This window comes from Streptacidiphilus sp. P02-A3a (assembly GCF_014084105.1).
Classification (GTDB): Bacteria; Actinomycetota; Actinomycetes; order Streptomycetales; family Streptomycetaceae; genus Streptacidiphilus.
In genome coordinates, this window is record NZ_CP048289.1 from 2,149,045 (window position 1) to 2,171,567 (window position 22,523).

Genomic DNA, 22,523 nt, shown 5'->3' on the forward strand with positions numbered 1-22,523 from the left:
TGCTCCGGCTCGGGGGAGAGGGTGGTGAGGGAAGGCGAGGGGAACGCGGCTCATCGCGTCCGGGTGTGCTCGGTGACGAAGGTGTAGCCCGCGGGCAGTTCCCAGCCGTCGGCCTTGCCTAGCCTTCGGCAGTGCCCGCGGTAGGCGGCCCGTTGGACCTCGCTCGGCACCGCTTCGGGGCCGAGCCGCCGGAGGAACCCGTGCACCTGGTAGGTCTGCGGCTCCGGGGACCGGTCGTGGTCGGTGAGCGGGCGGCTGCCCGCGCTGCGATGCGCCGGGTGGGCGGCGCGGACGGCTGGGACGTATCCGATCAGCGGGATCGGCGGTTCGCCGGGTCGGGCCGGGAAGCGCGGGCGGCCGTCGGGGGCCCGGCTGCCGACGGCCGGATGGAGGCGCCCGGTGGCGATGAGCTCGGTCACGGCCTTTTCGAGCGCCGCCGTCCGGTGGGGGCGGGTGGCGGTCCGTACACCGTTCCGGGCAGGACGGACCGGTCGAGCAGCGCGTGCCCGTCCACGGTGAGCAGCCCGCAGCGGCGGACGACGCGCATGACCAGGTCCCGCTCGTCGAGGCCGACGGGCGAGTCGGTGCTCCGGGAGCTTCCCGGGGCGTTGTCCCGGGTGAGGATCTCCTTGGAGTAGCGGTGGCGGATCTCGACGCCGTCAACGACGACGGGTGCCTCCAGCAGTCTGCTGGTGGCCCGGACCACCCGCCCGCCGCGTGGCCACTGGAGCAGCAGCTCGATGCCGGGGAAGAAGGTCAGCGGCCAGTCGATGCCCGACAGGCGGGCGGGGGAGCCGTCGAGTTCGGGCAGCACGTCCTGGACCCGCTGGTCCTCGTCGAGCTCCCCGCCCTGGTGGTTGAGTTCGAGGCGGGGGTGGCCGCCGCCGCGCCGCAGGGCGGTCCGGAGCTCGTCGGTGAGGAGCGGGGGCAGCGGCAGGGACCCGTTCATGAGGTGGACCAGCCGCAGCGGCAGTCGCCAGGCGATCTCGCTGTCCGACACCTGAAGCAGGTCCGCCGCCTGGCTGACGGCGCCGAGCGGTGCGTCGACGGGCCGCGGGTCAGGCAGCGGCCGGACCGGCGGAGCGGGTGCCCGGGACACGGCGCGCCAGCCCAGTCCGGACGGGGTGAGCGGGTCGCCCTCGGCCTCCTCCGCACCCGGCCGGTGCGACCGCCAGATGCCACCGCCCTCGATCAGGTCGTCGAGGCTGACCCGGGTGCCGTTGTCGAACAGCCCCTCCTTGCTCTCCCCGCGGACGACGTCGGCGACGGCGAGGTTGGCCCGGCAGACGGCCGCCGCGTAGTCGACCCCGGTGAGCAGCGGCGCGGCCCCGGTGACGGTGCTCAGCCAGGGGCCGATCGCGGTGTAGACGGTGGTGGTGGTCGGCATGCCGTGGCGGCGCCGACCGGTGTCCTGGCCGACGAGTTGCAGCGAGGTGGCCAGTCTGCTCATGTCGCCGCGGCCGAGCGGACCGTCCTCCTGCCAGGTCGCCGCCAGGGATCGCCGGTCCACCGCGTAGGCCCCCCAGCACCGCAGCTCCTCGCAGGAGTTCAGTACAGACCCGATGGTCCGGAGGAGCTGCACCAGGGCGCCGTGGAGGAGCTCGTCGTCGTCGGTGCCCGCGAGATCGAGGACCGAGACCGGCACCGCCGGGCTCAGCAGCAGCGCACGGGCCTCGCGCAGCAGGTAGCGCGCGTAGGCGGACAGGGCATCCTGTTCGGCTGCCCCGGGCGACGCGTAGCGCGCGTCCATGACCACGTGGCCGTTCCGGTCGATCCAGCGCTGTTGGAATCGCAGGCGGCCGAGTTGGGCGTCGGTGAGCCTGAGCGCGTCGCCGAAGGCGTGGACGTCCGGCACCAGGAGTTCCCGCCGCACCGGGGAGGCGTCGGGGCCCGGTACGGTACCGGCGGGACCGGCGCCGGCCGGTGCTCCGGAAACCCACCCCGGGACCTCGCCCAGCTCGCCGGTGGCGCAGTGGCGGCCTTCCTTGTAGACGACCTCGGCGTAGAGCGGCTGCGAACCGGTGGCGATCCGGACCATCGCCCCGACCGGTACCGCGGGGACGCACTCGCCGAAGGCGACGACCGGGAAGGCGTCCGGGTCCAGCGGGCTGCCGCCGTACCCCTGGCCGTCGAGGTCGTAGCCGAAGTAGACGGCGTTGAACGCCACCGCCGTGTGCACCGGTCCCCGCCGGGCGCCGACGAGCGCCGAGAGGTACCGGCGGAGTCGGTCGTACTCCGACGCCGTCAGTGCGTCGGGGCCGACCGCGACGGCTGGGGTGAGCAGCGGGTCGTCGAGGTACGGGCGCCAGACTCCGGACGGTTCGGTTGGTGCCAAGGTCACGCGCGCTCCTCGTGTCGGCTGTCTCGGTCCGTGTCCAGGACGGCCAGGGGCACCCGGGTCGCCCGCCACCGGCCGTTCACGGTGGCGACCAGCGCGCCCGCCGCGACCAGCCGCCGCACGCTCCGTTCCAGCTCGGAGTAGGGGAGGCCGGCGTGCCCGCCGAAGTGCGGGCTGTCGCGCAGTGCCCGGGGCAGCGGCACCTGGCGCCGGTTGACCGGGTCGTACGACGCCTCCTCGCCGCGCAGGGCCCGCCACAGTGAGCGGGCGTGCACCCCGTGGCTCATCCGGCGGGCCAGACGGTAGGCCCGGTGGTCGATCCGCTGCTCGCGCAGGGCGTCGTCGGTGCCGCCACCGGCGCGTGGATCCGGGCTCTCGAAGGCCTGCGCGACGGTCGGGCGGCGCTGCTCCTTCGGCCAGTCGGGGACGGCCCAGCAGGCCGAGCAGCGGCACCGCGCGGTGCCGCAACATCCCGGTGGCAGATCGGCGACGCCGAAGTAGTCGGCGAACTTCCGTTGGGCGCACACCGCGGGTTCGTCGAAGAACGCCTTGAGCAGCGCGAGTTCCTCGCGGGCCAGCTGGGCGCGGCGGGAGACCAGCGGGAGGAAGCCCTCGGGCAGCCGCTCGTCGACGACCCGGATGCCGGTGACCAGCCGTCGGCTGGGCGCGGCGGACACGTCGAGCAGCCCCCGGTCGTGCAGGTCGGCGAGGATCTCCCAGCCGGCGGCGGGGCTGTCGGCGACCTCCTGGTAGCCCTGGACGCTCCGCAGCAGGTGGGTGTGCAGGGTGTCCACGCGCAGCCGCGAACGATCCGGCAGGGACAGGGTGTTCTTGATGATCGCGTGCTCCACGGCGTCGTCGCGGTCCGCCGGTTCGGGGCCTTCGCCGGTGGGGGGTCCCTCGCCTGCCTTGACCGCGCAGACCGGCGGGAAGTCGCCGAGGTCGACGACGGCTCCCAGATCGGCCAGCGCGCTGAACGCCCGCATCACGCCGCCGGAGTACCGGTCGGTGACGTGGCCCTTGCGGACCTCCTCCTCGTCGAGCAGCCCGGCGGCGAGGTCCTCCGCCACCAGCTCCTCCGCCAGCGCGACCGGATCGAGGCTGCCCCGTTGGCGCAGGACGGTCCGGCCCATGCGCCGGAGCAGCGACGGCGAGAGGTCCTGGGCGGTCATGAACCGGACGGTGCGCAGGCCCCTGCCGGTGGCCAGCGCCAGGGCGGTGTTCGCCACCTCGTCCCCGGCCCCGGAGCCGGGGTTGGCGGCGTCGCGCCCGGCCCGGCCGATCTGCTGGTACAGGGCGGCCAGGTCGGTGGGCGGGGACACGCAGAAGACCGTACGGATGTCGGGCCGGTTCACGCCGAGCCCGAAGGCGGAGGTGGCCACGATGACGACCGGGGCGAAGCCCTCCTCGCCGTGACGGGGGGCCTCGCGGAACTCGGTCATCACGGCGGCCTTCTCGGCTTCGGAGAGCCGCCCGTGGAACCGCAGGACGCGTCTGCCGGAATCGCCGACGTACTCACGCAGGTGGGCGTGGAGGGCGTTGACCTCCTTGACGGTGAGGCAGTAGAGGATCGCGTGGCCGTCAGCCGCGTCCACCACCCGTTCGGCCAGGCCGGCGACCTCGGCGGTACCACCCCGCCGGAACGTGCGTCGGAAGATCGCCAGCTCCGGGCGGATCGGGTTCTCCCTGACCGTCACCAGTCCGCCGCGGTCGACCGGTCGCCGCGGCTCGGCCTGCTCCTCGGCCGAGCCGACGGCCGGTGGCTCGGGCGCGGTGCCGAACAGCACCTCCCGCAGGGTGGTGTGCACCGCGCGGTTGGCGGTGGCGGTCACCGCGGTGACCGGCAGGGCGTGGTCCCGGCGCAGCTCGGCCAGGAACCGGCCCAGCCGCCGCATGCTGGGGCGGAAGTCCTCCCACTGCGCCACGGTGTGGGCCTCGTCGACGGCGATACGGGTGACCCGGCCCGCCGCCACGGCCTGGCGGACGAGTTCCCGGAACCGCCGCTGGCACAGGCGTTCCGGGCTGACGTAGACCAGCTTGATGCCGTGGTCGGCGCGACCCAGCAGCTGGTCGGCCACCTCGGTCTTGCCGGCCCGGCTGCTCGACTCCCGCAGCGGCGAGATGAGCGCCCGCACGGCGCCGCCGATCGAGCGGTTGAGCTCCAGGGCCTGGTCGTGGATGAGCGCGACGAGCGGGCTGACCACGATGGTGATGCCGGGCAGTACCAGTGCGGGCAGTTGGAAGGTGAAGCTCTTGCCGAAGCCGGTGGGCAGCAGCCCGAGGACGTTCCGCCCCTCGGCGGCGGCGGTGATCACCCGCTGCTGCGCGGGTTTGAGCGGTGCGGGCCGGTCGTCGAACCGGAGCAGGCGACCGACCTCGGCCGCCCGGTCCAGGACGGTCGGCACGAGTCGGCCGTCCTCCCGCAACCGGGCGGCCTCCTCGGCGGTGAGGGCGAGTTCGCGGATCCGGCGGGTGAACGGCAGCAGGGTGTGGCGCTCCAGTTCCTTCGGCGCGCAGAGCTCTGCCGCCCGGTCCGGTGCGAGCAGCCCGGCCGCGGACAGCGACTGCCAGATCCGCCGCCAGCCTTCGGCCATGGTGGTCACATTGCCGCCTCCCGGTTCACCCGTGACCGGGTCGGGACGCAGCAGGCCCTCGTCCAGACTGCCGAGGAAGGCCTTCCGGTAGGCGCGGCGCAGCGCGGTGCTCCCGCCGAGTTTGCGGTCGCTGATCACGACGACCCCGCGATGGCGGTCGGACCGGATGAGCCGACCGACGGCCTGGCGTAACTGGATCGCTGCCAGCGGCAGGTAGTAGGCCTCGGTGGCGACGCCCTCCGGGTCCGGATCCCCGGCCGCTGCCGCGCGTTGCCGGACTGCCGCGCGGCGGGCCTCGACCACCGGTGCGGCGAAGGGCGCGAACGGGAGCTTGTTGATCCAGACCAGCCGCAGCCGCCGCTCGTCCTTCACGTCGACGCCCTGCCACAACCCCTTGGTGCCCACCAGGAAGCCGCCGCCCTCGTCGAGGCCGGTGAATTCGGTGAGGGCCCTGCCGTTGCCCAGGACCAGGGCGTTGACCGTCGGAGCCGTGAGGCCGCGGCCACGGAGCTCCTGCTCCAGGAACTCGCCGACTCCCGCGGCGGTCCGCCGCGCCGTGGTGAGCACCATGGCGCCGCCGTCGTGTCCGTTGCCGTCCGCGCGCGGGCGGACCGTCTCCGCGGCGTAGCCGGCCAGTTGGTGGGCGACCGTCCGCATCGCGCCCTCCTCCTGTTCCGCCCAGGAGGGGAAGTCGGAGAAGCAGACCAGTTCGGCCTGGGCGGCCAGGTCGAACGGCGAGTCAAGGGCGAGCACCGGCATGGTCGCGGGCAGTCCGAGCCGGGTGCGGATGAAGTCCCAGGTCCCGGAGACCCGCAGGGTCGCCGAGACGTAGTGCACCCGTGGCAGCAACTGCAGGAAGCGGAGCCACTCCGGGTCCTCGGGCAGGTCGATCGGGCTGGCCGCGATCCGGAACCGGTACGAGCGCAGACCGGGCCGGGGTTCGGCGAGCTCCTCCAGGAAGACCACCCGGGAGGGCGGCCCGCCGGTGGTCTCGTCCAGGGTCACGGCCCCGGACAGCAGCGCGCCGAGGTCCTCGGTGAGGCGGACCAGGGTGGTCGCGGTGTCCTCGGCACGGCGCGCGAGCGCGAGCACCCGCTCCTTCAGTAAGCCGTCGAGCACCTCGCCCTGCTCGACGGTGTAGCGGACGAGCAGGGCGGACACCGAGCCGACCGCCCGGGCGAACTCGGTGCACAGGCGCTGGCAGGCGCGGGCCTCCGCGCTGCCGGACGTGCCCGCGTAGGGGCTCGCCAGCACCGCGCTGCGGCTGCCGATCAGGACCCCGACCCCGCGCGCCCGGGCGTCGAAGGCCCGGGCTGCGAGCCTCGGCAGCTGTTCCCCGTCGAGCAGGGTCTCCAGGGCGGCGACGGCGTCGGCGGCCCGGTCCCTGGCCGCCCCGGCCCGGGCGTCGGAAAGCCAGGCGGTGCACTCGGAGAACAGTTCCTCCAGGGCCTGGTAGTCGACGGCCGCGGTCAGCGCCGAGGTGGCGGCGTTCTCCAACTCGTGGGCCTCGTCGACGATCAGCAGGGTGTCCCGGCCGAGCGCCTGGAGGTCGTCGAGATGGGACAGCGCCAGCGCGTGGTTCGCCAGGAGCAGCCGATGACCGGTCATCGCCTCGCGCACGGTGTCGGTGTGCGCGGCGATCAGGCTGCGCTCGCTGGGGCCGTAGTCGCCGTCGCGCTGGGACAGCGACTCCAGCCACGGCCCGAGGGCGCGGTTGGTGTACTCGGAGAAGAACGCCGGAAGGTCCACCGGGTCCACTGACCTGGCCGTCCAGGAGAGCGGCGGCTCGGTGGCGGCGCCCAGGCGCAGCAGCAGGTACACGGCGAGTTCCCGGAACCCGCGCCGGTCCACCGGGCGGGGCCGACCGCGCGACTCGGACCGGCCCTGCGCGGCCTGCGCCAGCGCGGCGGTCAGCGCCGCCAGCGAGAGCCGGTTGGAGCGGCCCTTCACCAGGTCGCTGAGCTGGAGGAGCCCGGGGAGGGCGGCTTCGAGGTCCTTGAGGTCCTGTGCCAGCTGACTCTGCAACTGCTTGGTGAACGTGGCGATGACCGCGGTGCGCCCGGGATCGCCCGCGAGCCAGTCGAGTGCGGCGGCCAGGACCGCGTAGCTCTTACCCGTCCCGGTGGGAGCCTCAAGCAGACCGGAGACCCCGGAGCGGGTCCAGTCGTGCAGCGTGGCCGCCATGAGCCCCTGGGCGTCCCGCGGTTCCGCCCTGCTCCCGTGGACGGCGGCGGCGAGCTCGGCCGGATCGACTCGGCCGTCGGGGCCGAGCAGCGCCTCCTGGAGCCGGACCGCGCCGCGGCCCCGCTGCTGCTCCTGGGCGTCCCTGCGGGGGATGTGGTGGGCGAGTCCGGCGCTGATCAGCCGCGCCACCCGGTTCTGGTCCCAGGCGACGGTGTCGGTGTCGGGCCCGGCCGCCGCGAGCTCGAAGAGCACGCGCCACGCGGGGGAGTCGCCGCAGACGGCCCGGACCAGGCCGCGCAGCTCCTCGTTCCAGCCCCGGACCTCCACGGCCGCGCGGGCCAGCAGACCGACGAGGAGTTCGGCGTCGTCCGGCGCCGTGTGCGGGCGCAGCCCGGTGGTGGCCGCGCCCGTCGCGGCGGCCAGGGCGTGCAGCCGGTGGGAGGGGGCGGTGGGCCAGATCGCGTGCGCCAGGTAGAGCGCGTCCGCGGTCCGGAGGCCGGCCAGCGGATCGTCGCACTCCGCGCGCCGGGCGGACTCCTGGACGAGGGGGAAGTCCAGGCCGGTCCCGTTGTAGGCCACCACGATGTCCGCTCCGGCGAGGAACGCGCGCAGCTCCTGCCACGCCAGAGCGGCCGGGACACCGCCGGTCCGTATCCGCTCGCGGACCGACGGGTCTCTGACCTCCGATATGTCGCAGTCGAGTCGCAGGTAGCGCTGCCACCTCTCGGCGGCGTCGGTCCAGTCCTGGTCCGTTCCGAACCGCACCGCCGCCGCCTGGTAGACGTGGCGTCGCAGGTACGGCTCCGCGTGGATGGCGGTGACCACGCTCTCCAGGTCGATCGAGACGACGCGGAGCCCCGCCCGCCGTGCGGCGGACGGGGGATCCACATCGCCTGCCCCGTGGTGGCTCTGCTCCGGCGTACCGGCGGTGACCAGCCGCCCGTCGCGCGGGGCGAGGAGTCCGGCGGCGACGGCCTGCTCCACGAGCTTGAGCGCCCGGACCCGCGGAAGGCCCGGATGGCGGTCGGTCGCGAGGGCCGCCAACGCGTCGGGCACCACTCCGTCCGGGAACTCCCCGGCCAGCACCGCGATCTGTCGGACTGCGGCGGAAACCCGCGAATCGTCACCCAATCGTGTGCTCCCCCAGGGAATGTGATCCCCTGCTGCCGTGCCCGCCCGGTACGGTGTCAGCCCGCCGAACTTGCTTGCCGTGTAGGACGTTTCGAGTAGCCAGCATCCTAGTCACAGAGACCGGTCCAGGTGGTGGAACGGTGGATAAGTCAGACTGGTCCGGATGGGTGCCGTGCTCAGAGCGGCAGGATGTACTCCTCCGCCAGCTTGGCCAGGTGGAGCGGGAGCGGCCGGGAGAGCGGGTGGTACTCGTCGTGGAACCGCAGCTGGTGGGCGGCGGCGGCGATCACCGCCGGCAGGTCCGGCTCGACACCGGTGCGCCCGCTCGCCTCCAGGACGGAGGGCGAGAGGCAGCCCAGCACCGTCAGCTCCAGCGCCTGCGGGTTCCAGGCGGTGGCTGCCGGCCCGTGCGGCCAGGCCTGGTCCGGAACCAGCTTGCGCAGGTCGCGTCGGACCGATCCGGCGGTCGGCGGCTTGCCGACGGTGCTGAGGAACACCCGCTGGTCCGCGCCCGCGCCCTGGGGCGCCCACAGCCCGGCGGAGAAGCCCGGGGGTTCCTCCTCGGTCGGGCTGGGCGCGTACCACTGGGGCGTCTCGCCCCGGTTGTTCGCGTCACGCAGCAGCACCACCCGGAGGTTCGGTCCGTGCAGGGCCACCTGGACCGGTGACCGGCCGTGGAAGGCCACCCTGTCCTTCTCCAGCTGGCCGTTGCCCAGTCCCGGCCAGGCGTCGCGCAGGTTGCCGCTGTTCACCAGCAGCAGGGTCGGCCGCTCCCGCACCTGGAACAGCAGGGACCTGATCCGGCGCTCGGTGTCCTCCCGCCGCTCCGCGCTGGTCGGGGCGGTGCGACGGGTGCCCGCGTCGGCACCGGCCGCCGCGAGCCCGAGCAGGAAGTCGCCGTACGGCACCCACTGCTTCAGCTCGTCGTCCCAGCCGCGTACCGGGTGCACCGGGTCCTGGGGGCGGATCCGCAGGGCGACCAGGTGCCGACCGGCCGGGTGGGTCGGCCCGGTGGCGTGCCGCCGGACCTGCCAGAGCGCGACGTACTGGAGGTCGTCCGCCAGCCGCTGGTCCAGCCGCTGCTCCGGCGGGACCACGGCACCGAGGTGGCGCATCCCGTCGGCCACCGCGGAACGGGCCCGGAGCGAGGCGGGGGCTTCCGAGTCCTCCGGGACGACGATGAACTGGCTGACCCGACGGGCTCCGGCGCAGCCGTGGCGGAGCGCCGGCTTGGGGTCGGTCTCGGGGGCCGCCTCGAAGCGGCACGATCCCAGGGTCTCCACGAGGGCCAGCCCCAGCCGGTCCCGGCCGGAGCCGAGGTGGCCGGCCACCTGGTCGGCCCGGTCGCGGATCGCCGTGGACGACGCCTGGGACCGGGACCGGCCGGGTTCCGCGTCGATCACCAGCGCCGCGCCCAGACCGCCGAGCGGGCGCGACCGCACGACCACGCGCAGACCGCCGACCTTCCACTCGTACGCGTCCCGGGCCTCACCGACGCCCGGCAGTCCGAGCCACTCACGCAGTGCGGCGACCAGCTCGTCCCTGGTCTCCTCGGTCTGCCAGAGCACGTCCACCAGCAGCGGCTCGCCGTCCAGGGCGGCGCGTACCGCGGCCCGGCGCGCCTCGACGCGCTGCTGCGCGCGGGCGTCCCTCAGCTGCGGGTCCTTCGCCCGGGCAGTGGGCAGCAGCACGGGGGTGGAGCGCCGGTGCGCCCGCTCCAGGTCGGGCACCCGGCGGAACACCGGTGCCAGGCACGCCTCCACCCAGCCGTCGATCAGCGACCGTTCCAGCGGCATCAGCCCGGCGCCGACCCCGTGCCTGCCCATGGCGGTGCTGTGGACCACACCGGCCGCCACGCCGTTCCGGCCGTCGAGCCAGGCGGCCGGGTCGGTGATCAGCTCGGTCGGCTCCGGGTAGGCACGCAGCACGTCGAGCTCCGGCAGCAGCTCGACCAGGCTGTGCCGACGCCAGGCGGCCCTGCCGAGGCTCCGGCTGAAGGCAAGCGTGTTCACGCTGAGGCGCCGTCGCGGGCCGTGGTCGCCGGGCCACGGCAGGGGCGTGTCGAGCAGCACGGTGGCACCGCGCCCCGGTGGCAGCCAGACCGAGGAGCCCGCCGCCCACCGGCGGATCCCGTACTCGACGTGCACGCGGGGGCCGGAGGCGAACGGCACCGTCTGCAGGGTGACGGTCACCAGCGCCGAGTAGTGCCAGGTGAGCTTCCCGCGGGTGTACTGGCGCGGCGGCCAGCTCACCAGCTCGACGCCCTGGTCACGGGTGACGAGCCGGAAGGACAGGTCGACGCCGCCCAGCCGCAGCGGACGCGCGGTGAGCCTGGCTCCGATCTGCTCGGGCAGCAGGTGGTAGAGCCTGCGGTCGGGCTGGGCGGTACCGCCGCGGGACAGCTGGGTGGTGGTGAGATCGACGGACTCGGACCGCCACCGCGGGCTGTGCTTGTCGATCAGGGCCAGCGCCCGGTCCAACGCGGCGCGGTGGTCGGCCAGGCGTTCGGCGTCGCCGTCGTCGACGGGCGGCAGGGTCATCACCCAGGAGGCCAGCAGCGGGCCGACCAACTCGGCGGGCATCTCCTGCGAGGCGTAGAACCAGGGCAGTCCGCCGCCGCCGACGCCCGGGCCGGTGGCCACCAGGCCCGGGGCCGTCGCCCGGAGCAGCTCGTTCAGCTTCCGGACCGGCAGGCCGACCGGCTGCTCGCGGCGGCGCCAGCGCCGCCGGTAGAGGTCGGTGAACTCCGCGAGCCACTCCTCGGGGAAGTCCATCACCCGGTAGGGCTCGATCCAGGGCCCGGCGTTCGGGTCCGGCTCGTAGGTGGTGGTGCTGATCACGTGGTACATGCGGTGTTCCTCTCGGTTTCGATGGCGCTCAGGCACCGGTCGAGTGCCGACCACATGGGTCGGTACAGCGCCTGGACGATGTGGCGGTCGACCGCCGGGAGGGCGGTGCCCGCGGTGAAGTAGGGCCTGAGCGTGGCGTGGATGCTGTGGAGCAGGCTGGTCTGCGCGGTGTCCGGTTCGTCGGACGGACCACCGGTGGCGAGCCGGGGCGCGAAGGCGGCGTCGACGAAGGCGACCCGGGTGGGGACGGCGCCCCGGACGGAACGGCCGATCACCTGCCAGATGAGCACCAGGAGGTCCCAGGTGACCTGCGACCGGTCCTTGTCACTCAGCCGGCTCCAGGCCAGGCTCCGGGCGAGGACCGCGAACCATTCGGAGCGGGCGAGGTCGCGTACCGTGCGGGCGCCCTGGCCGAGCGTGGTTCCCTGGCGGACCCAGCCCGCGAACTCCCCGCTGTCCATGGCCCGGACGATCCAGTCGTTGATCGCGTGCACGGCGAGACCGAGGTCGTCGGGGCGGGGGTTGGGCCGGGCGAGGAAGTAGACGGACCCGATGGCCGCGTACTGCCGGTCGATGTCGAGGATGTTGTGTCCCCGCTCGACGGCCAGCAGCGGGGCCACCAGGAGCTCGGCCCCGGTCGAGGAGAGCGTCTCGACATCGCCCCGGCGCAGCACCGGTGCGTGGTTCTCGTCCTGCTCCGCCCAGGCACCGGCGTCGGGATCGTCGTCCGGAACCAGGCGCCGGACCCGGCCCCGCCACCGGCTGTTGAGGGTGTGCAGGGCGTCCGCCACCAGCGCGGCCTCCTCGTAGCTCCCGACGAGCAGCAGGATGTGCCGACGGGTCTCCGGCAGGAGCATCAGCTCCTCCTGGAGCCGGCTCGTCCCGTGGTCGTTGCGTCCGAGGACGGTGACCATCCGGCGCAGCACGTCGGGCCGCTGGTCGAGGGGTTCGCCGGAGAGCCGTAGCGCCTCATTGACGGACTCGCACCGGCAGAAGGTCCGGCAGTCGCAGGCCTCGCGGGTGAACTCCAGCCGGAACTCGCTCAGTTCGGCGATCCGGTCCAGTCCCTGGCGGTCCGGCTCGATGATGGCACCGACCGGAACCCGCAGGTGGTAGCGGCTGGAACGGCCGGCCCAGCTGCTGCCCGACATCAGCAGCACGTTGGTGCCGGGGCGGCCGTCCACCGTCGGCAGGTCCGGCATCGCCCGGAGCAGCTCCCGGCCGACCCCGCTGCACCGGAAGAAGCGCAGCTCTCCGCTGCGGACCCCGCCCGGGTCCGGGCCGTCCATCAGGAACTGGAAACCGATGACGTTGCCCATGGGGGCCTCGGGCACCATCGGTCCGTAGTCCAGCGGGCGGCGGTACATCTCGTTGAAACCCAGCTTGAGCGCCGCCGCGACGCGCGGCCACATGGCGTTGACCAGCGCGAGCCGAGGTTCCAGCGCGCTCAGCAGGAGGGTGAACTCGAAGCGGTTCAGCAGCAGTTCCAGCCAGTCCTCCGGCTCCTGCGGCAGCCGCTCCCGGCGCCTGCGCCTGGCCGCGCCGCCACCGCCGCGGGTGCTCCTCGCGGGCTTCTCCGGTCCGCCGTTCGCCTGTCCGCGCAGCCGTTGGTAGCGCTCGCGTCCGGCCTCCGTGGGCTCCAGCAGGGAATGGAGGTCGAACAGGTCGCACAGGGTCGCCTTCAGTCGGCCGCGGGTGTTCTCGCGGTAGGTGGTGTGCAGGAGTTCGCCGAGCAGGCTGGTGAGCCGCGCGCCCTCGGGGCCGGGCGGGCGCCGGTCGCCGAAGGCGTTGTCACGGAAGGCGTCCAGGATCTCGATGAGCCGCTGCCGCCGCTCCCGGTACGGGTCCTCGGCAGGCTCCGCGGCGTCAGCGTCGGGCTCCCCGGGGAGCGGGTAGCGCTCCTCCAGCAACCGGAGCTGGAGGGTCCAGGCACTGAAGTACCCGGTGCGGACCCAGGTACGCAGGTCGACGTCGCGCACCAGCATGGCGACCAGCCGGTCGGCGGCCGTCTGCGTCGTGTTCACGGCGGCGGACCAGTTCTCCACGTCCCGGTTGGACAGCTGGATCTGTCCGGCCCCGGCCAGCTCCCGGAGCCGGTGCTGGTTGACGTCGTAGAGGAAGGAACGGCTGTCGGACTGGTCCGCGATCAGTGGCACAGCTGGGGCGAACATCCGGTCGAGCTGCATCTGGACCCGGTCCGCCTCGTCGACGATGACCAGATCGCTTCTCCGGCAGGCGAGTTCGAGATAGCGGAGCCGCTCGTGGTTCTGCGGGTGCGGCACCGTCGAGTCGATCAGGCTGGCGATGGTGGCGACCCATACGGTCGCCCCGACGAGGGCCCTGGCGCCGTGGTGGCGTGGCAGCCCGACCAGAGGGGACAGGCCAGTTTCTCCTGCCGCCACGCCTCGTCCAGTGGGTCGCGGCGGCGCTGCGGAGCGCGCAGCCGGGAGCACGGGGCCTCGCTGAAGTCGAGTGGGATGTCGTCGAGTTGGCCCTCGTCGTGGAGCAGCGCGTTCACCGCGCACGAGGTGCTGAGGTAGTCGAACCCGGAATCGTCGTGGGCGAGCAGGTTGCGTCGCCCCCGGCCGGTGAGCCGCCGATGGAGCCGTTCGGCGTGCTGCTGCCGATTGGAGGCGCCGATCACCGGAGCAGCCGAGCCGGGTACGTAGGTGTTGTACCGCTGGACCAGCTTGAGCTGCTCGGCCACGTCCCCGACGACCACGGTGACCCGCAGGCCCTGGCGGGCCGCATGGACCGCCAGGATGTCCCGCAGCGTGCTCTTGCCGACCCCGACGATGCCCAGGAGGTGCTGGATCCGGGCCACTTCGAGCCGGTCGGAGGGCTGGAACCGGCCGTCGCGGTCGGTGAACAGGTGGATGGCCGCCAACCGGCCGACCCAGTTCTCGAAGTTCCGCGAGTCCATGAAGGCCACCGTGTCGAGCAGTTCGGCCCGCTCGAAGGCGAGCGGCGCGCCGTTGTTCGTCGGGAGCACGTCCAGGTCGTGGCGTTCCGGGGGTGGCAGCGCGAACTTCGGGAGGGTGACACTGGTCAGCTGCCGACCGGTCGGGAAGGCGTGCCGCCCGGCGCCCGCGACCTCCAGGGGCTGCCCGGCGAAGACCGGGGCGAACTGGAGCAGCCGGTCGTAGGCCTCCCAGCGGTTCGGCGCGACGGACAGCGCGGGGCGGCGGACGGCGGGGCGCTCGGGATCCGTGACGTCGTAGGCCCGTAACTGGCGGTCCAGCCGCTGGTAGTCGTCCAACGCCTCGCGCCAGGCAAGCCGCCGCCCCCAGATCCACATGGTGTACCGGGCAGTGCGGAGCGTCCGCTCCTCCGCCCGGCTGACCGCGCCCCAGGCACGGGCGAACGGATATCCGCTGAAGAGGGGCCACGCCTCGGCGGCCGCCTCGCCGCGCGCGAAGCGCTCCTGGAGGTGCAGCCCGAGTTCGACCTCGCACAGGAACTGTAGCCGTGGCCTGCGCAACTCCGGTGCGGCCATCGATAGTTGATCGATCAGTGGGGCCAGGGACTCGGTACTGCTACGCATGCTCGCTCCTGGTTTTGTCGGCCGACTCATGGGTGACGAACTCGCTGACGGACCACAGCCGCACCTGGGCGCCGCCCGGCAGCGCCCGGTCGAAGGCGCGCCGGTACGTCCGGTCCGCCGCCCCGCGGTCCGGAACGACCACGTCGAGGTGCCCGCCGAACCGCTCGGCCACCTCGGCCGCCCGCAGCGCGGCCGGCACCGGCTGCGCCCGGTCGTACACCAGGTAGGCGCGCGGTGACCGGCCGGGGCCCGGGATCTGGTGCACACCGAGGTCCACCGAGAAGGGGCCGGACCGTGGCCCGAGACGGGACCGGACCTCAAGCTCGGTACGGCCGGGGAGGGCTACGAACAGCCGCAGCGCTCGCGTCAGCGCCAGCGCCTGGCCGGGCTGGTGCGAGACGTCGAGCTTGCGGTCCTCCGAGGCACAGCCGCCCTCGCACCAGGGGCCGTCCGCCGTGTCGGCCTTGGCGAGGAGCCCGCAGCCGGAGCAGCTGTGCACGAGTCCCTCGGCCGGGAAGTGATCCGGCACCGGCTTGTAGAGGTCCTTGACCAGTCGCCAGGCCTGGGCCCGGGACGGTTGCAGCATCTCCGTCGGGTCGAATCGGAGCACGACCGGACGGTGGATCAGGAAGTCGCGGCACTGGGCGAACCTGGGGATGCTGCCGCAGCTGTCGGCGAGCTTCGCCATGAGGGATTCCGCCTCCTGCTCCAGGACGCCGTCCGGACCGAGCGAGGCCAGCTCGGCGCAGGTCCGGGTCGGCTCGATCGCGGTCCGACTGATCAGCCGGGAGCCGTCCGTGAGGAAGCCCGGGGGGACCGGCAGCCACTCCCGCGGCTCCCGTTCGCGACACCAGACCAGCAGCTCCGGTACCCCGCGGGGCACCGCGACCCGGCGGCTGAGCCCGTCCAGGACCACTCGGTCCAGGGCGAGTTGGAGACTCGGCGGGTACGGCAGGCGGAAGCCGGACGACTGGGCGGCGTCTGCCAGGCCGACCACTCCCCGGGCGACCGCGGTGAGCGGGCCGGTGTCCGGCGGCGGGCTCGCGGTCACGGTGCGGCCTCCGCCTCGGGCTGCCGGGCCGAGCACCAGCGGGCGACCTCGCAACCCGCGCATTCCGGGCCCGGAACCGCCTCGAAGGCGTCCTCGGAGTGCCAGGTCGCCACCTGTTCCCGCAGGGCCGCCTCGGCGGCGGCACGGGTGTCGGGCTGGAACGGGTCGAGGATGTGCAGGTCGACGCCGCCGGGCTGTAGTACCTCCAGTTCGACCCGGCCGCCGGCCGACCCGCCGCGGAGGATGCCGGCGCCGATGATCCGCACCGCCAGGGCGAGTTGCGGGTACCAGCCGAAGAGGTCACGACAGCTTCGGTCACTGCCGGACGTCTTCGTCTCCCGCCAGACCGTGATCCCGTCGCGGTCCTGGTAGAGCAGGTCGGGCTCGGCCAGCACGACCAGGTCGGCGGCGGTGTCGTCGAACGCGAGTTTCGGCTCGATCCGCAGCCCTGGATCCGCTCCGACGACGCGCAACGGGCAGACCTCGGCATGGTGGCGCAGCAGCAGCGCACCGAGCCGGCGCTCCTCGACCGGGAGCCGGAAGCCCTCGGGTACCCAGTCGTCCGGGATCTCGACCTGGCACGGGGCGCACGGCCGACGACCGTGCCGAGCCGCCAGGAACGCGTGGATCGCCCGTCCCCGCTCGGCGGCGGCTCCCCGCTCCAGGCTGTCGTCGACCGGGAGCCGCAGACCGCGCAGGTAGCCGCGGGCGGGGCAACTACGGTGCGCCCGGGCCGTGGTCGAGGACCAGGTACGGCGCGGGCGGCTCCGGTCGGCGACGCCGAGCAGGCCGTCGGTCCGCTCCAGGCCCGGGCACACCGGGGCGATGGCGCAGCCGGCGCAGGCCGCGCCGGGCCGGTACTCCCGGGAGCCCAGCAACGCCCGCACAGCCGGGGCGCCGTCGGCGCGGTGGGCGGCGACGGCCTCCGACCGGGTGCCCTCGAAGAGGGTGTCGACCTGAGCGTCGGCGAGCGCGAACTGGACCACCCTGACCCGCTCGACCCGTGGGTCCGACGATCCCTCGGCGGCAACCAGGGCGGCGATGGCGCGCTCCACCGGGGTCCGGGCCCGGAGCCGCTTGACCGGCAGCCGCAGCTCGCGGCGACGCCCGTCGGCGGATTCGAAGCAACGGCCCCAGGCACTGATCCGGTAGTCCAGCGTGCCCGAGCCGTCGGGTGCCGGTCCGCGGTACTGGTAGACCCAGGGCGCGGGGGCGGGGTGGAGCCCGGAGTGGTCCGGGAAGGCTTCGGCGTACATGCGCAGCGCGTGCGAGGTCCACTGCCGCACGCCGTCGTGGACCGGACGCCGCCGCCCGCCGCGCAACGCGCCCCGGCGCCGCTCAAGCACATCGGCCTGATCCATGAACGGCCCGTTCAGGAACGTCTCCAGCGCCTCGGGCTTCCGGCCCGGCTGCCGACGCGGACGGAGCCCGCTGGCCTTGAGCAGGTCGGACACCGGGCAGTGGTACTGCTCCGGGCCGAACATGCCGAGGGTCATCCGGACGCCGGAGGAATCGCCGACCAGCCCGTCCGGCGGCCAACTCCCTGCCATACTGTTCTCACTTTCCATGATCCACCATTTCTCTCCGTGGGGCGGTCATATTGCTTCCTGGCACCTTGCTCGTCGGTCGTAAGGGCACGTACCGGATGGTCCGGGAGCTCGACAAAGGGGGAATGGGCGAGATCTACTTCGGCCGCGACCTGAACCTCGGGAAAGAGGTGGCAATCAAGCTGCAGACCGCTCGGACATTTGAGTCCTCCACCGAGTACGGCGAGTATGGCGAAGGCATTTCCCGGGAGTTCCATCTCATGCGGGAAATCCTGGATGTCCGCGGGATCCCCCAGGTGATCGACGAGGGGGAAAACGGGCGGAGCGGTCGCCGATTCCTGGTCATGGAGCTGGTCGACGGCGTCACCGCCGCGCGCTGGATCGAGGACCACATGCCGGTCCCGCGGGAGGCGGCGGTATCCGTTGTCGGTCAGCTCTGTGAGATTCTCGGTCAGCTGCACGAAAGGCATTACGTCCACTGCGATGTCACGCCGAAGAACGTGATGATCCAGTCCGACGGCCGTGTGCGGCTGCTGGACGTGGGGATCTCCGTGCCGGTCGGCGAGCAGCACGAGTGGCCGTGCGGAAGCCCGGGCTACGCCCCGCCGGAACAGCACCGGGGCTCGCGGCTCACCCCCCAGGTCGACGTCTTCGCGCTCGGCGCGCTGCTGTTCCAGATGCTGGCGGGTCAACTGCCCTACGCCGGTGTGGAGTACCCGTTCGACGGAACCGAGCAGCCGTTCCCGGGCGGCCTGCGGGCGGTGATCCGCGAGGACCTGCTGAGCCTGGGACTGTCGATGGTCTCGCTCGCCCCGCGGCAACGCCCGAGGGCGGACGAGCTGCTTGGATACCTGCGGCCGATGCTGCCCCCATTCCGGTCGGCCACGCCCCCGAACGCGACGCGACCCGATCCGGCCGCCTACTACCGTCGCGGACTGTGGCGATCCTGAGCCGTCCGCCGGGGGCCGGCCCGCTGCCCCTCACAGCTGGCTCCGCAGCCGCCGCACGGCGGCGTCGGGATCGGCCTCGCCGAGCCCGGCCAGCAACGACCGGGCCTGACCGAGCGCCTCGGCCGCCATCAGCGGCCGGTCGGCGAGCAGCAGCGCGTCGGCCAGCCAGAGCAGCGTCCTGGCCTGCCGGCTCGGATAGCCGAACGACCGGTACAGCCGCAGGGCGCGGGCGAGCGAGGCGATGGCGCGCCTGGTGTCGCCAAGGGCCAACTCGGTCCGGCCGAGGCCGAACCACGCGCACGCCTGACCGTTGAGGTCGTCGGTGTCCGTCAGCAGGCCCAGCGCCCGTCGGCAGTACTCCTGGGCGAGGTCGAACCGGCGCAGGTCGTAGTGGGCGACACCGATGCCGTTCAGCGCCCCTCCCTGACCGAGGACGTCGCCCAGTTCCTGGAACGCGGCCAGCGCGGCGGTGTGGTGCGTGAGCGCCTCGCCCGGCGCGCCGGTCTCGCGGAGCATGACCCCGAGCGCGCTGTTGCCGAGCGCGGCCCCGCGCACGTCCCCGCTCTCCTCGCTCAGCCGGACCGCGCTGCGCATCTCACGGGTCGCCGGGGCGAGCTCCCCGAGGCCGCGATGGGTGCCGCCGATCATCCGGTGCACCATGGCGACGTCCGCCGGCGCCGCCACCCGCCGGGCCGCTTCGAGCGCGGTGGGCAGATGGCGGAGCGCGTCGAGGTAACGGCCGGAGCGCCACTGGAAGGCGACCAGCACCATGGGCAGGAGCCAGGTGTGGCGGTCGAGCCCGTGTGCCTCGGCGGTACCGATCACGGCCGTCAGCGTCGAGTACTCCGCCTCGAACCAGGCCGTGGCATCGGCCACGGTCCGAGGTATGTCGATACGGATCCCCATCGACACTATCGGCAGGTTGCGGTCCGGATCGAGCAGACGGTCGCAGGCCGACGCGTTCTGCAGCAGGAACTCCAGGATCCGTTCGGCCACCCCGACCCGTTCGGCCTCGCCCTGCCGCGCCGCCAACTCCCCGGCGTACACCCGGAGCAGGTCGTGCAGTTCGAAACGGGCGTCGGCGGTCTCCTCCAGCAGGTGGGTGCGCTGGAGTTCGTCGTTGGCGAGCGAGACCTCGTTCGGGTCGTCCGGCCAGAGGGCGCGAAGAGCGGACCAGCTGATCGAGGGGCCCGGGTGGACCGCCAGCTGCCAGAACAACCGCTTCGCCGACGCGGGAAGGAGATTGTGCGACACCTCGAACGACAGCCGCACACTCTGGTCGTCGGAGCCCAGGTCGAGCTGACGCAGTCGGGTGCTCGCGGCGCGCAGGCCGCGGCTGATGTCCCCGACCGACCCGGGGCCGTGCGCGATGACCCGCGCGGCGATGATGCGCAGTGCCAACGGGACTCCCGCGCAGTGCTCGACCAGCTCGTCGAGGAAGGGCGAGGCCAGGCCGGTCCGCTGCTCGCCGAGCTCCGCCCGCAGCAGCTCCAGCGAGGCGGTCCGGTGCAGCGGCGCCAGGTCGATCATGTCGGCGCCCTCCTTGATCGCCAGACCGTGCAGCCGGCGGCGGCTGGTGATGATCGCGGCGCTGCGCCCCAGGCCCGGGAGCAGGTTCCGGACGTGCTGCTCATTGCGGGCGTTGTCGAGAACCAGCAGCACGGCCCGGTCCGCGAGCGCGGTCCGGTAGGCGGCGAGCATGCCGTCCCGGGTCGGGGTGTCCGGTGCCACCCCGAGGTCGTTCAGGAACCTGACGAGCAGGTGCTCGTACCGCTCCGGCTCCTGCGCGTTGTAGCCGCGCAGGTCGGCGTACAGCGTGCCGTCGGGAAAGTACTGCTCCACCGTGTGGCCCGCGCTGACCGCGAACATCGTCTTGCCGACACCGGGCATGCCGGAGATCGAGGCGATCTTGGCCCGGGCCGCGGTCCTGCCGAGCAGGGTGCTGCCGAGGCGCTCGATCTCGTCGCTCCGGCCGACCAGGACGGGTGGATGGGGAGGCAGTTGGCGAGGCACCGAACGGGGCGGCGAGGGCGGCAGCCCGGGCGTCGCGGGCGTCGTCGCCCGCGCGAGCAGCAGGTGCACCGTGGATCGGCGGAACCGCTGCTCCCAGTCCCGCAGGAGCGGCTCGATCTCGTCCGGGCGCCCCAGGGCCGTCAGTATCCGGACCCTGAGTTCGAGCAGCGGCTCACTGTCCGGCCACTGCGCCTGCGCGTCCTCCACCCGACGGTACGCGGCGTCGAGCCGTCCGCACTCCAGCTCGGCGCGGACACAGTCCACGGTCGCCTCCCGGAGCTGGGCCAGGAGGCGTTCCCGCCGTCTGGCGAACTCAGCGCCGGGCAGCCCGTGCAGCGGTTCCCCCCGCTGCTCCGCGAGCGCCGCCCGGATCGCGGACAGCCCGGCAGCCGGGTCCTTCGCGTCGGCGGCGGTGCGCCAGTACGTGAGAAATCGTAGGTAGTCGACCCGAGCGGGGTCGATCTTGAGCCGGCAGAATCCGGTACGGTTCACCAGCGTGATATCCGGGACTTCGAGCCGCAGCTTGCGTGAATACTGCCTGATTCGAATGGTGTTCGATTCACGGTCCGGCCAGACGCACGCGTTGATCTCCGCGTGCGCCGCGGTTAAATCGGGTGCCAGTAGTAGGACGGCCAGGAACTGCAGGGTTCTCGGCTGAATCTCCACCATGTCCTCACCCTGACGGACCTCCACCCGCCCCAGGATACGGATCTCCATCACGTCGCCCCCTTTCGCGACCCCTCGCGACCGGCCGATTCGGCCGCCCTGGGAAAGCATGGCACGGTCCGTGCGGGGGCGATTAACGTTCGGTTAACAGCAGTGCGTTGGCAGCTCCCTGACGTTCTGCCACGCTGCTCTCACCATCCTCGGACAGACCGAGATATCCGGGGGTCAGGTGACCTGGAGGCAGAAAAATGATCAAGAAGGATGTCCTGGTTCCGACGCGGCCGGAGTTCGTCCGGCCGGACGGCGACTACCGGTCGGTGGACCGCCGGTCGTCCAAGTCGACCGTGCCGCCCCGCCGCCGGCGACGGCCCGGCCCGGTGCCGCCGCCGTGCCCGAAGCCGTCGGACGCGGCGCGACCGGCCCGGCTCCGACAGCCGGGCTTCCCCTCGGCCCACCGGGCCTTCGAGCCGCGACTGTTCGTCGACCTCGGCTAGCCCGGCGTCGCGTGATCCGGGGTGCCTGGCGTCCGCTTCGCCGCGGACGCCAGGCACCCCGGGTGGCAGTTGTTGCCCGACTGATCCGTTTCTGTGCAGTGGAGCCCGGGGAGTCGCCGTGGCCTCGCGTGGGTCACGGCGGAGATTGGAGTGCTTGCCATGTCGGACATCTTCGACGAGATCGAGCGGGGCGTGCGAAAGGCGTTCGGTGCCGATCCGGTCTGCGTGCATGTGGGGAACGTCATGGAGTGTGAGATCAAACGCCATCCCGTCTATCCACGACTCCGGGCCGAGGCGATCCGCGCGGGGGTCCGCTCGGCTCCGAGTTCACGGCTCTGGGAGTCCCTGATCGCGATGGGCAGGCTGTCCGACCTGGACGGTGACGACACCTGGCGGATGGCCGTCCTCGACTGCATCGTCCCCGCCTTCCGCGGGGTGTCGACCAGGATCGCCCGTGACTTCCGGGTCGAGCGGGAGGAAATCCGGTCGGACATGGTGGCGACCGCACTGGAGGTCTGGGCGGCCACCGCTCAGGGGGTTCCACCGCGGCACGTCAGGGACCGGATGGTGAAGGCGGCGTTCGAGGTCGCCTTCCAGCGGGGGAGGAGCCGGATCCCGGAGTACTCGACGGATGACATCGAGGTGTTCTCCGAGCCGGAGACCACCGCCCGCGGCTCCGGGCTGAGGGCGTCGTCGATCATCGACATCAACAGCATCCGTGATGCGCACGTCGCCGAACAGATCCGGGGCGAGCGGCTCGGGGCGCTGTTCCAGAGGCTGGGCATCATCGAATTCGTCCGCGGCTTCCACGACGACCTCCGCACCGGCCGCCGCGCGGGAACGGTCAGCCGGACGGTGGCGATGTCCGGGGCCCGGTCGCTGATCTCCAGCCCGGGGCTCTACTACTACGCCTCGGACCTCTATCCCTCGTTCATCGGGCTGCGGGACGCCGCCGGCGTGATGGGAATCTCCGAGACCGCCGCGCACCGCCTGGTCAGGGCGGGGGAGTTCCCGTTCCCCGTGGCGAGGGCGGGACGGAGCTACAAGGTCTCCGTCAGGGCCCTCATGCTGTTCAAGGACATTCCGGACGCCGTCGTCCACGTCGACGACATCGAGAGCGGCGCCCTCCATGTGAGCCGTGCGGCACGGTACTGATCCGCCT

At 73.0% G+C, this 22,523-nt stretch carries 12 protein-coding genes; 3 read left to right on the top strand and 9 right to left on the bottom strand.

The window, feature by feature from the left end:
- Positions 1 to 50: 50 nt before the first annotated feature.
- The 8 genes from GXP74_RS40205 to GXP74_RS09685 form a co-directional block, all read right to left on the bottom strand.
- Positions 51 to 419: a hypothetical protein gene (locus tag GXP74_RS40205; protein WP_225447821.1), complete on the bottom strand. Its 369-nt coding sequence runs from the start codon at positions 417 to 419 to the stop codon at positions 51 to 53.
- The gene (locus tag GXP74_RS09660) at positions 416 to 2,341 is read right to left on the bottom strand and encodes a hypothetical protein (protein WP_225447822.1); all 1,926 of its coding nucleotides are present in this window, start codon (positions 2,339 to 2,341) and stop codon (positions 416 to 418) included. Before GXP74_RS09660 ends, GXP74_RS40205 begins: the two co-directional genes overlap by 4 nt.
- Positions 2,338 to 8,247 (bottom strand): DEAD/DEAH box helicase, encoded by a 5,910-nt coding sequence (locus tag GXP74_RS09665; protein ID WP_182451079.1) that lies wholly within the window; start codon positions 8,245 to 8,247, stop codon positions 2,338 to 2,340. Before GXP74_RS09665 ends, GXP74_RS09660 begins: the two co-directional genes overlap by 4 nt.
- Positions 8,248 to 8,423: 176 nt before the next feature.
- A complete protein-coding gene (locus tag GXP74_RS09670; RefSeq protein ID WP_182451080.1) occupies positions 8,424 to 11,096 on the bottom strand; it encodes a pPIWI_RE module domain-containing protein in 2,673 nt (890 codons plus the stop codon).
- A complete protein-coding gene (locus GXP74_RS09675) occupies positions 11,084 to 13,498 on the bottom strand; it encodes a hypothetical protein (protein ID WP_225447823.1) in 2,415 nt (804 codons plus the stop codon). Before GXP74_RS09675 ends, GXP74_RS09670 begins: the two co-directional genes overlap by 13 nt.
- Positions 13,390 to 14,640: a hypothetical protein gene (locus GXP74_RS40210; protein ID WP_225447824.1), complete on the bottom strand. Its 1,251-nt coding sequence runs from the start codon at positions 14,638 to 14,640 to the stop codon at positions 13,390 to 13,392. Before GXP74_RS40210 ends, GXP74_RS09675 begins: the two co-directional genes overlap by 109 nt.
- Complete coding sequence (locus GXP74_RS09680) at positions 14,633 to 15,691, bottom strand: hypothetical protein (RefSeq protein ID WP_182451081.1); 1,059 nt, start codon at positions 15,689 to 15,691, stop codon at positions 14,633 to 14,635. Before GXP74_RS09680 ends, GXP74_RS40210 begins: the two co-directional genes overlap by 8 nt.
- The gene (locus GXP74_RS09685) at positions 15,688 to 17,241 is read right to left on the bottom strand and encodes a PD-(D/E)XK nuclease family protein (RefSeq protein ID WP_182451082.1); all 1,554 of its coding nucleotides are present in this window, start codon (positions 17,239 to 17,241) and stop codon (positions 15,688 to 15,690) included. The genes GXP74_RS09680 and GXP74_RS09685 overlap by 4 nt, the downstream gene beginning before the upstream one ends.
- A 95-nt stretch (positions 17,242 to 17,336) precedes the next feature.
- Between GXP74_RS09685 and GXP74_RS09690 the strand changes: the two genes are divergently transcribed.
- Positions 17,337 to 18,188 (top strand): serine/threonine-protein kinase, encoded by an 852-nt coding sequence (locus GXP74_RS09690; protein WP_225447825.1) that lies wholly within the window; start codon positions 17,337 to 17,339, stop codon positions 18,186 to 18,188.
- A 30-nt stretch (positions 18,189 to 18,218) separates the two neighbouring features.
- Here the strand turns inward: GXP74_RS09690 and GXP74_RS09695 are convergent, their stop codons facing one another.
- Positions 18,219 to 20,693, bottom strand: coding sequence for a tetratricopeptide repeat protein (locus GXP74_RS09695; RefSeq protein ID WP_225447826.1), 2,475 nt, complete (start codon positions 20,691 to 20,693; stop codon positions 18,219 to 18,221).
- A gap of 422 nt (positions 20,694 to 21,115) precedes the next feature.
- Here GXP74_RS09695 and GXP74_RS09700 point away from each other — a divergent pair, with 422 nt between their 5' ends.
- A complete protein-coding gene (locus GXP74_RS09700; protein WP_182451085.1) occupies positions 21,116 to 21,361 on the top strand; it encodes a hypothetical protein in 246 nt (81 codons plus the stop codon).
- A 93-nt stretch (positions 21,362 to 21,454) separates the two neighbouring features.
- On the top strand, positions 21,455 to 22,516 hold the full coding sequence (locus GXP74_RS09705) for an AlpA family transcriptional regulator (protein ID WP_182451086.1): 1,062 nt from the start codon (positions 21,455 to 21,457) through the stop codon (positions 22,514 to 22,516).
- The last annotated feature ends 7 nt before the right edge of the window (positions 22,517 to 22,523 follow it).

Coding starts and splice junctions, on each gene's coding strand:
- GXP74_RS09670 (WP_182451080.1), bottom strand. CDS start 11,096: ATGTACCACGTGATCAGCACCACCACCTACGAGCCGGACCCGAACGCC.
- GXP74_RS40210 (WP_225447824.1), bottom strand. CDS start 14,640: ATGCGTAGCAGTACCGAGTCCCTGGCCCCACTGATCGATCAACTATCG.
- GXP74_RS09685 (WP_182451082.1), bottom strand. CDS start 17,241: ATGGCAGGGAGTTGGCCGCCGGACGGGCTGGTCGGCGATTCCTCCGGC.
- GXP74_RS09690 (WP_225447825.1), top strand. CDS start 17,337: ATGGTCCGGGAGCTCGACAAAGGGGGAATGGGCGAGATCTACTTCGGC.
- GXP74_RS09700 (WP_182451085.1), top strand. CDS start 21,116: ATGATCAAGAAGGATGTCCTGGTTCCGACGCGGCCGGAGTTCGTCCGG.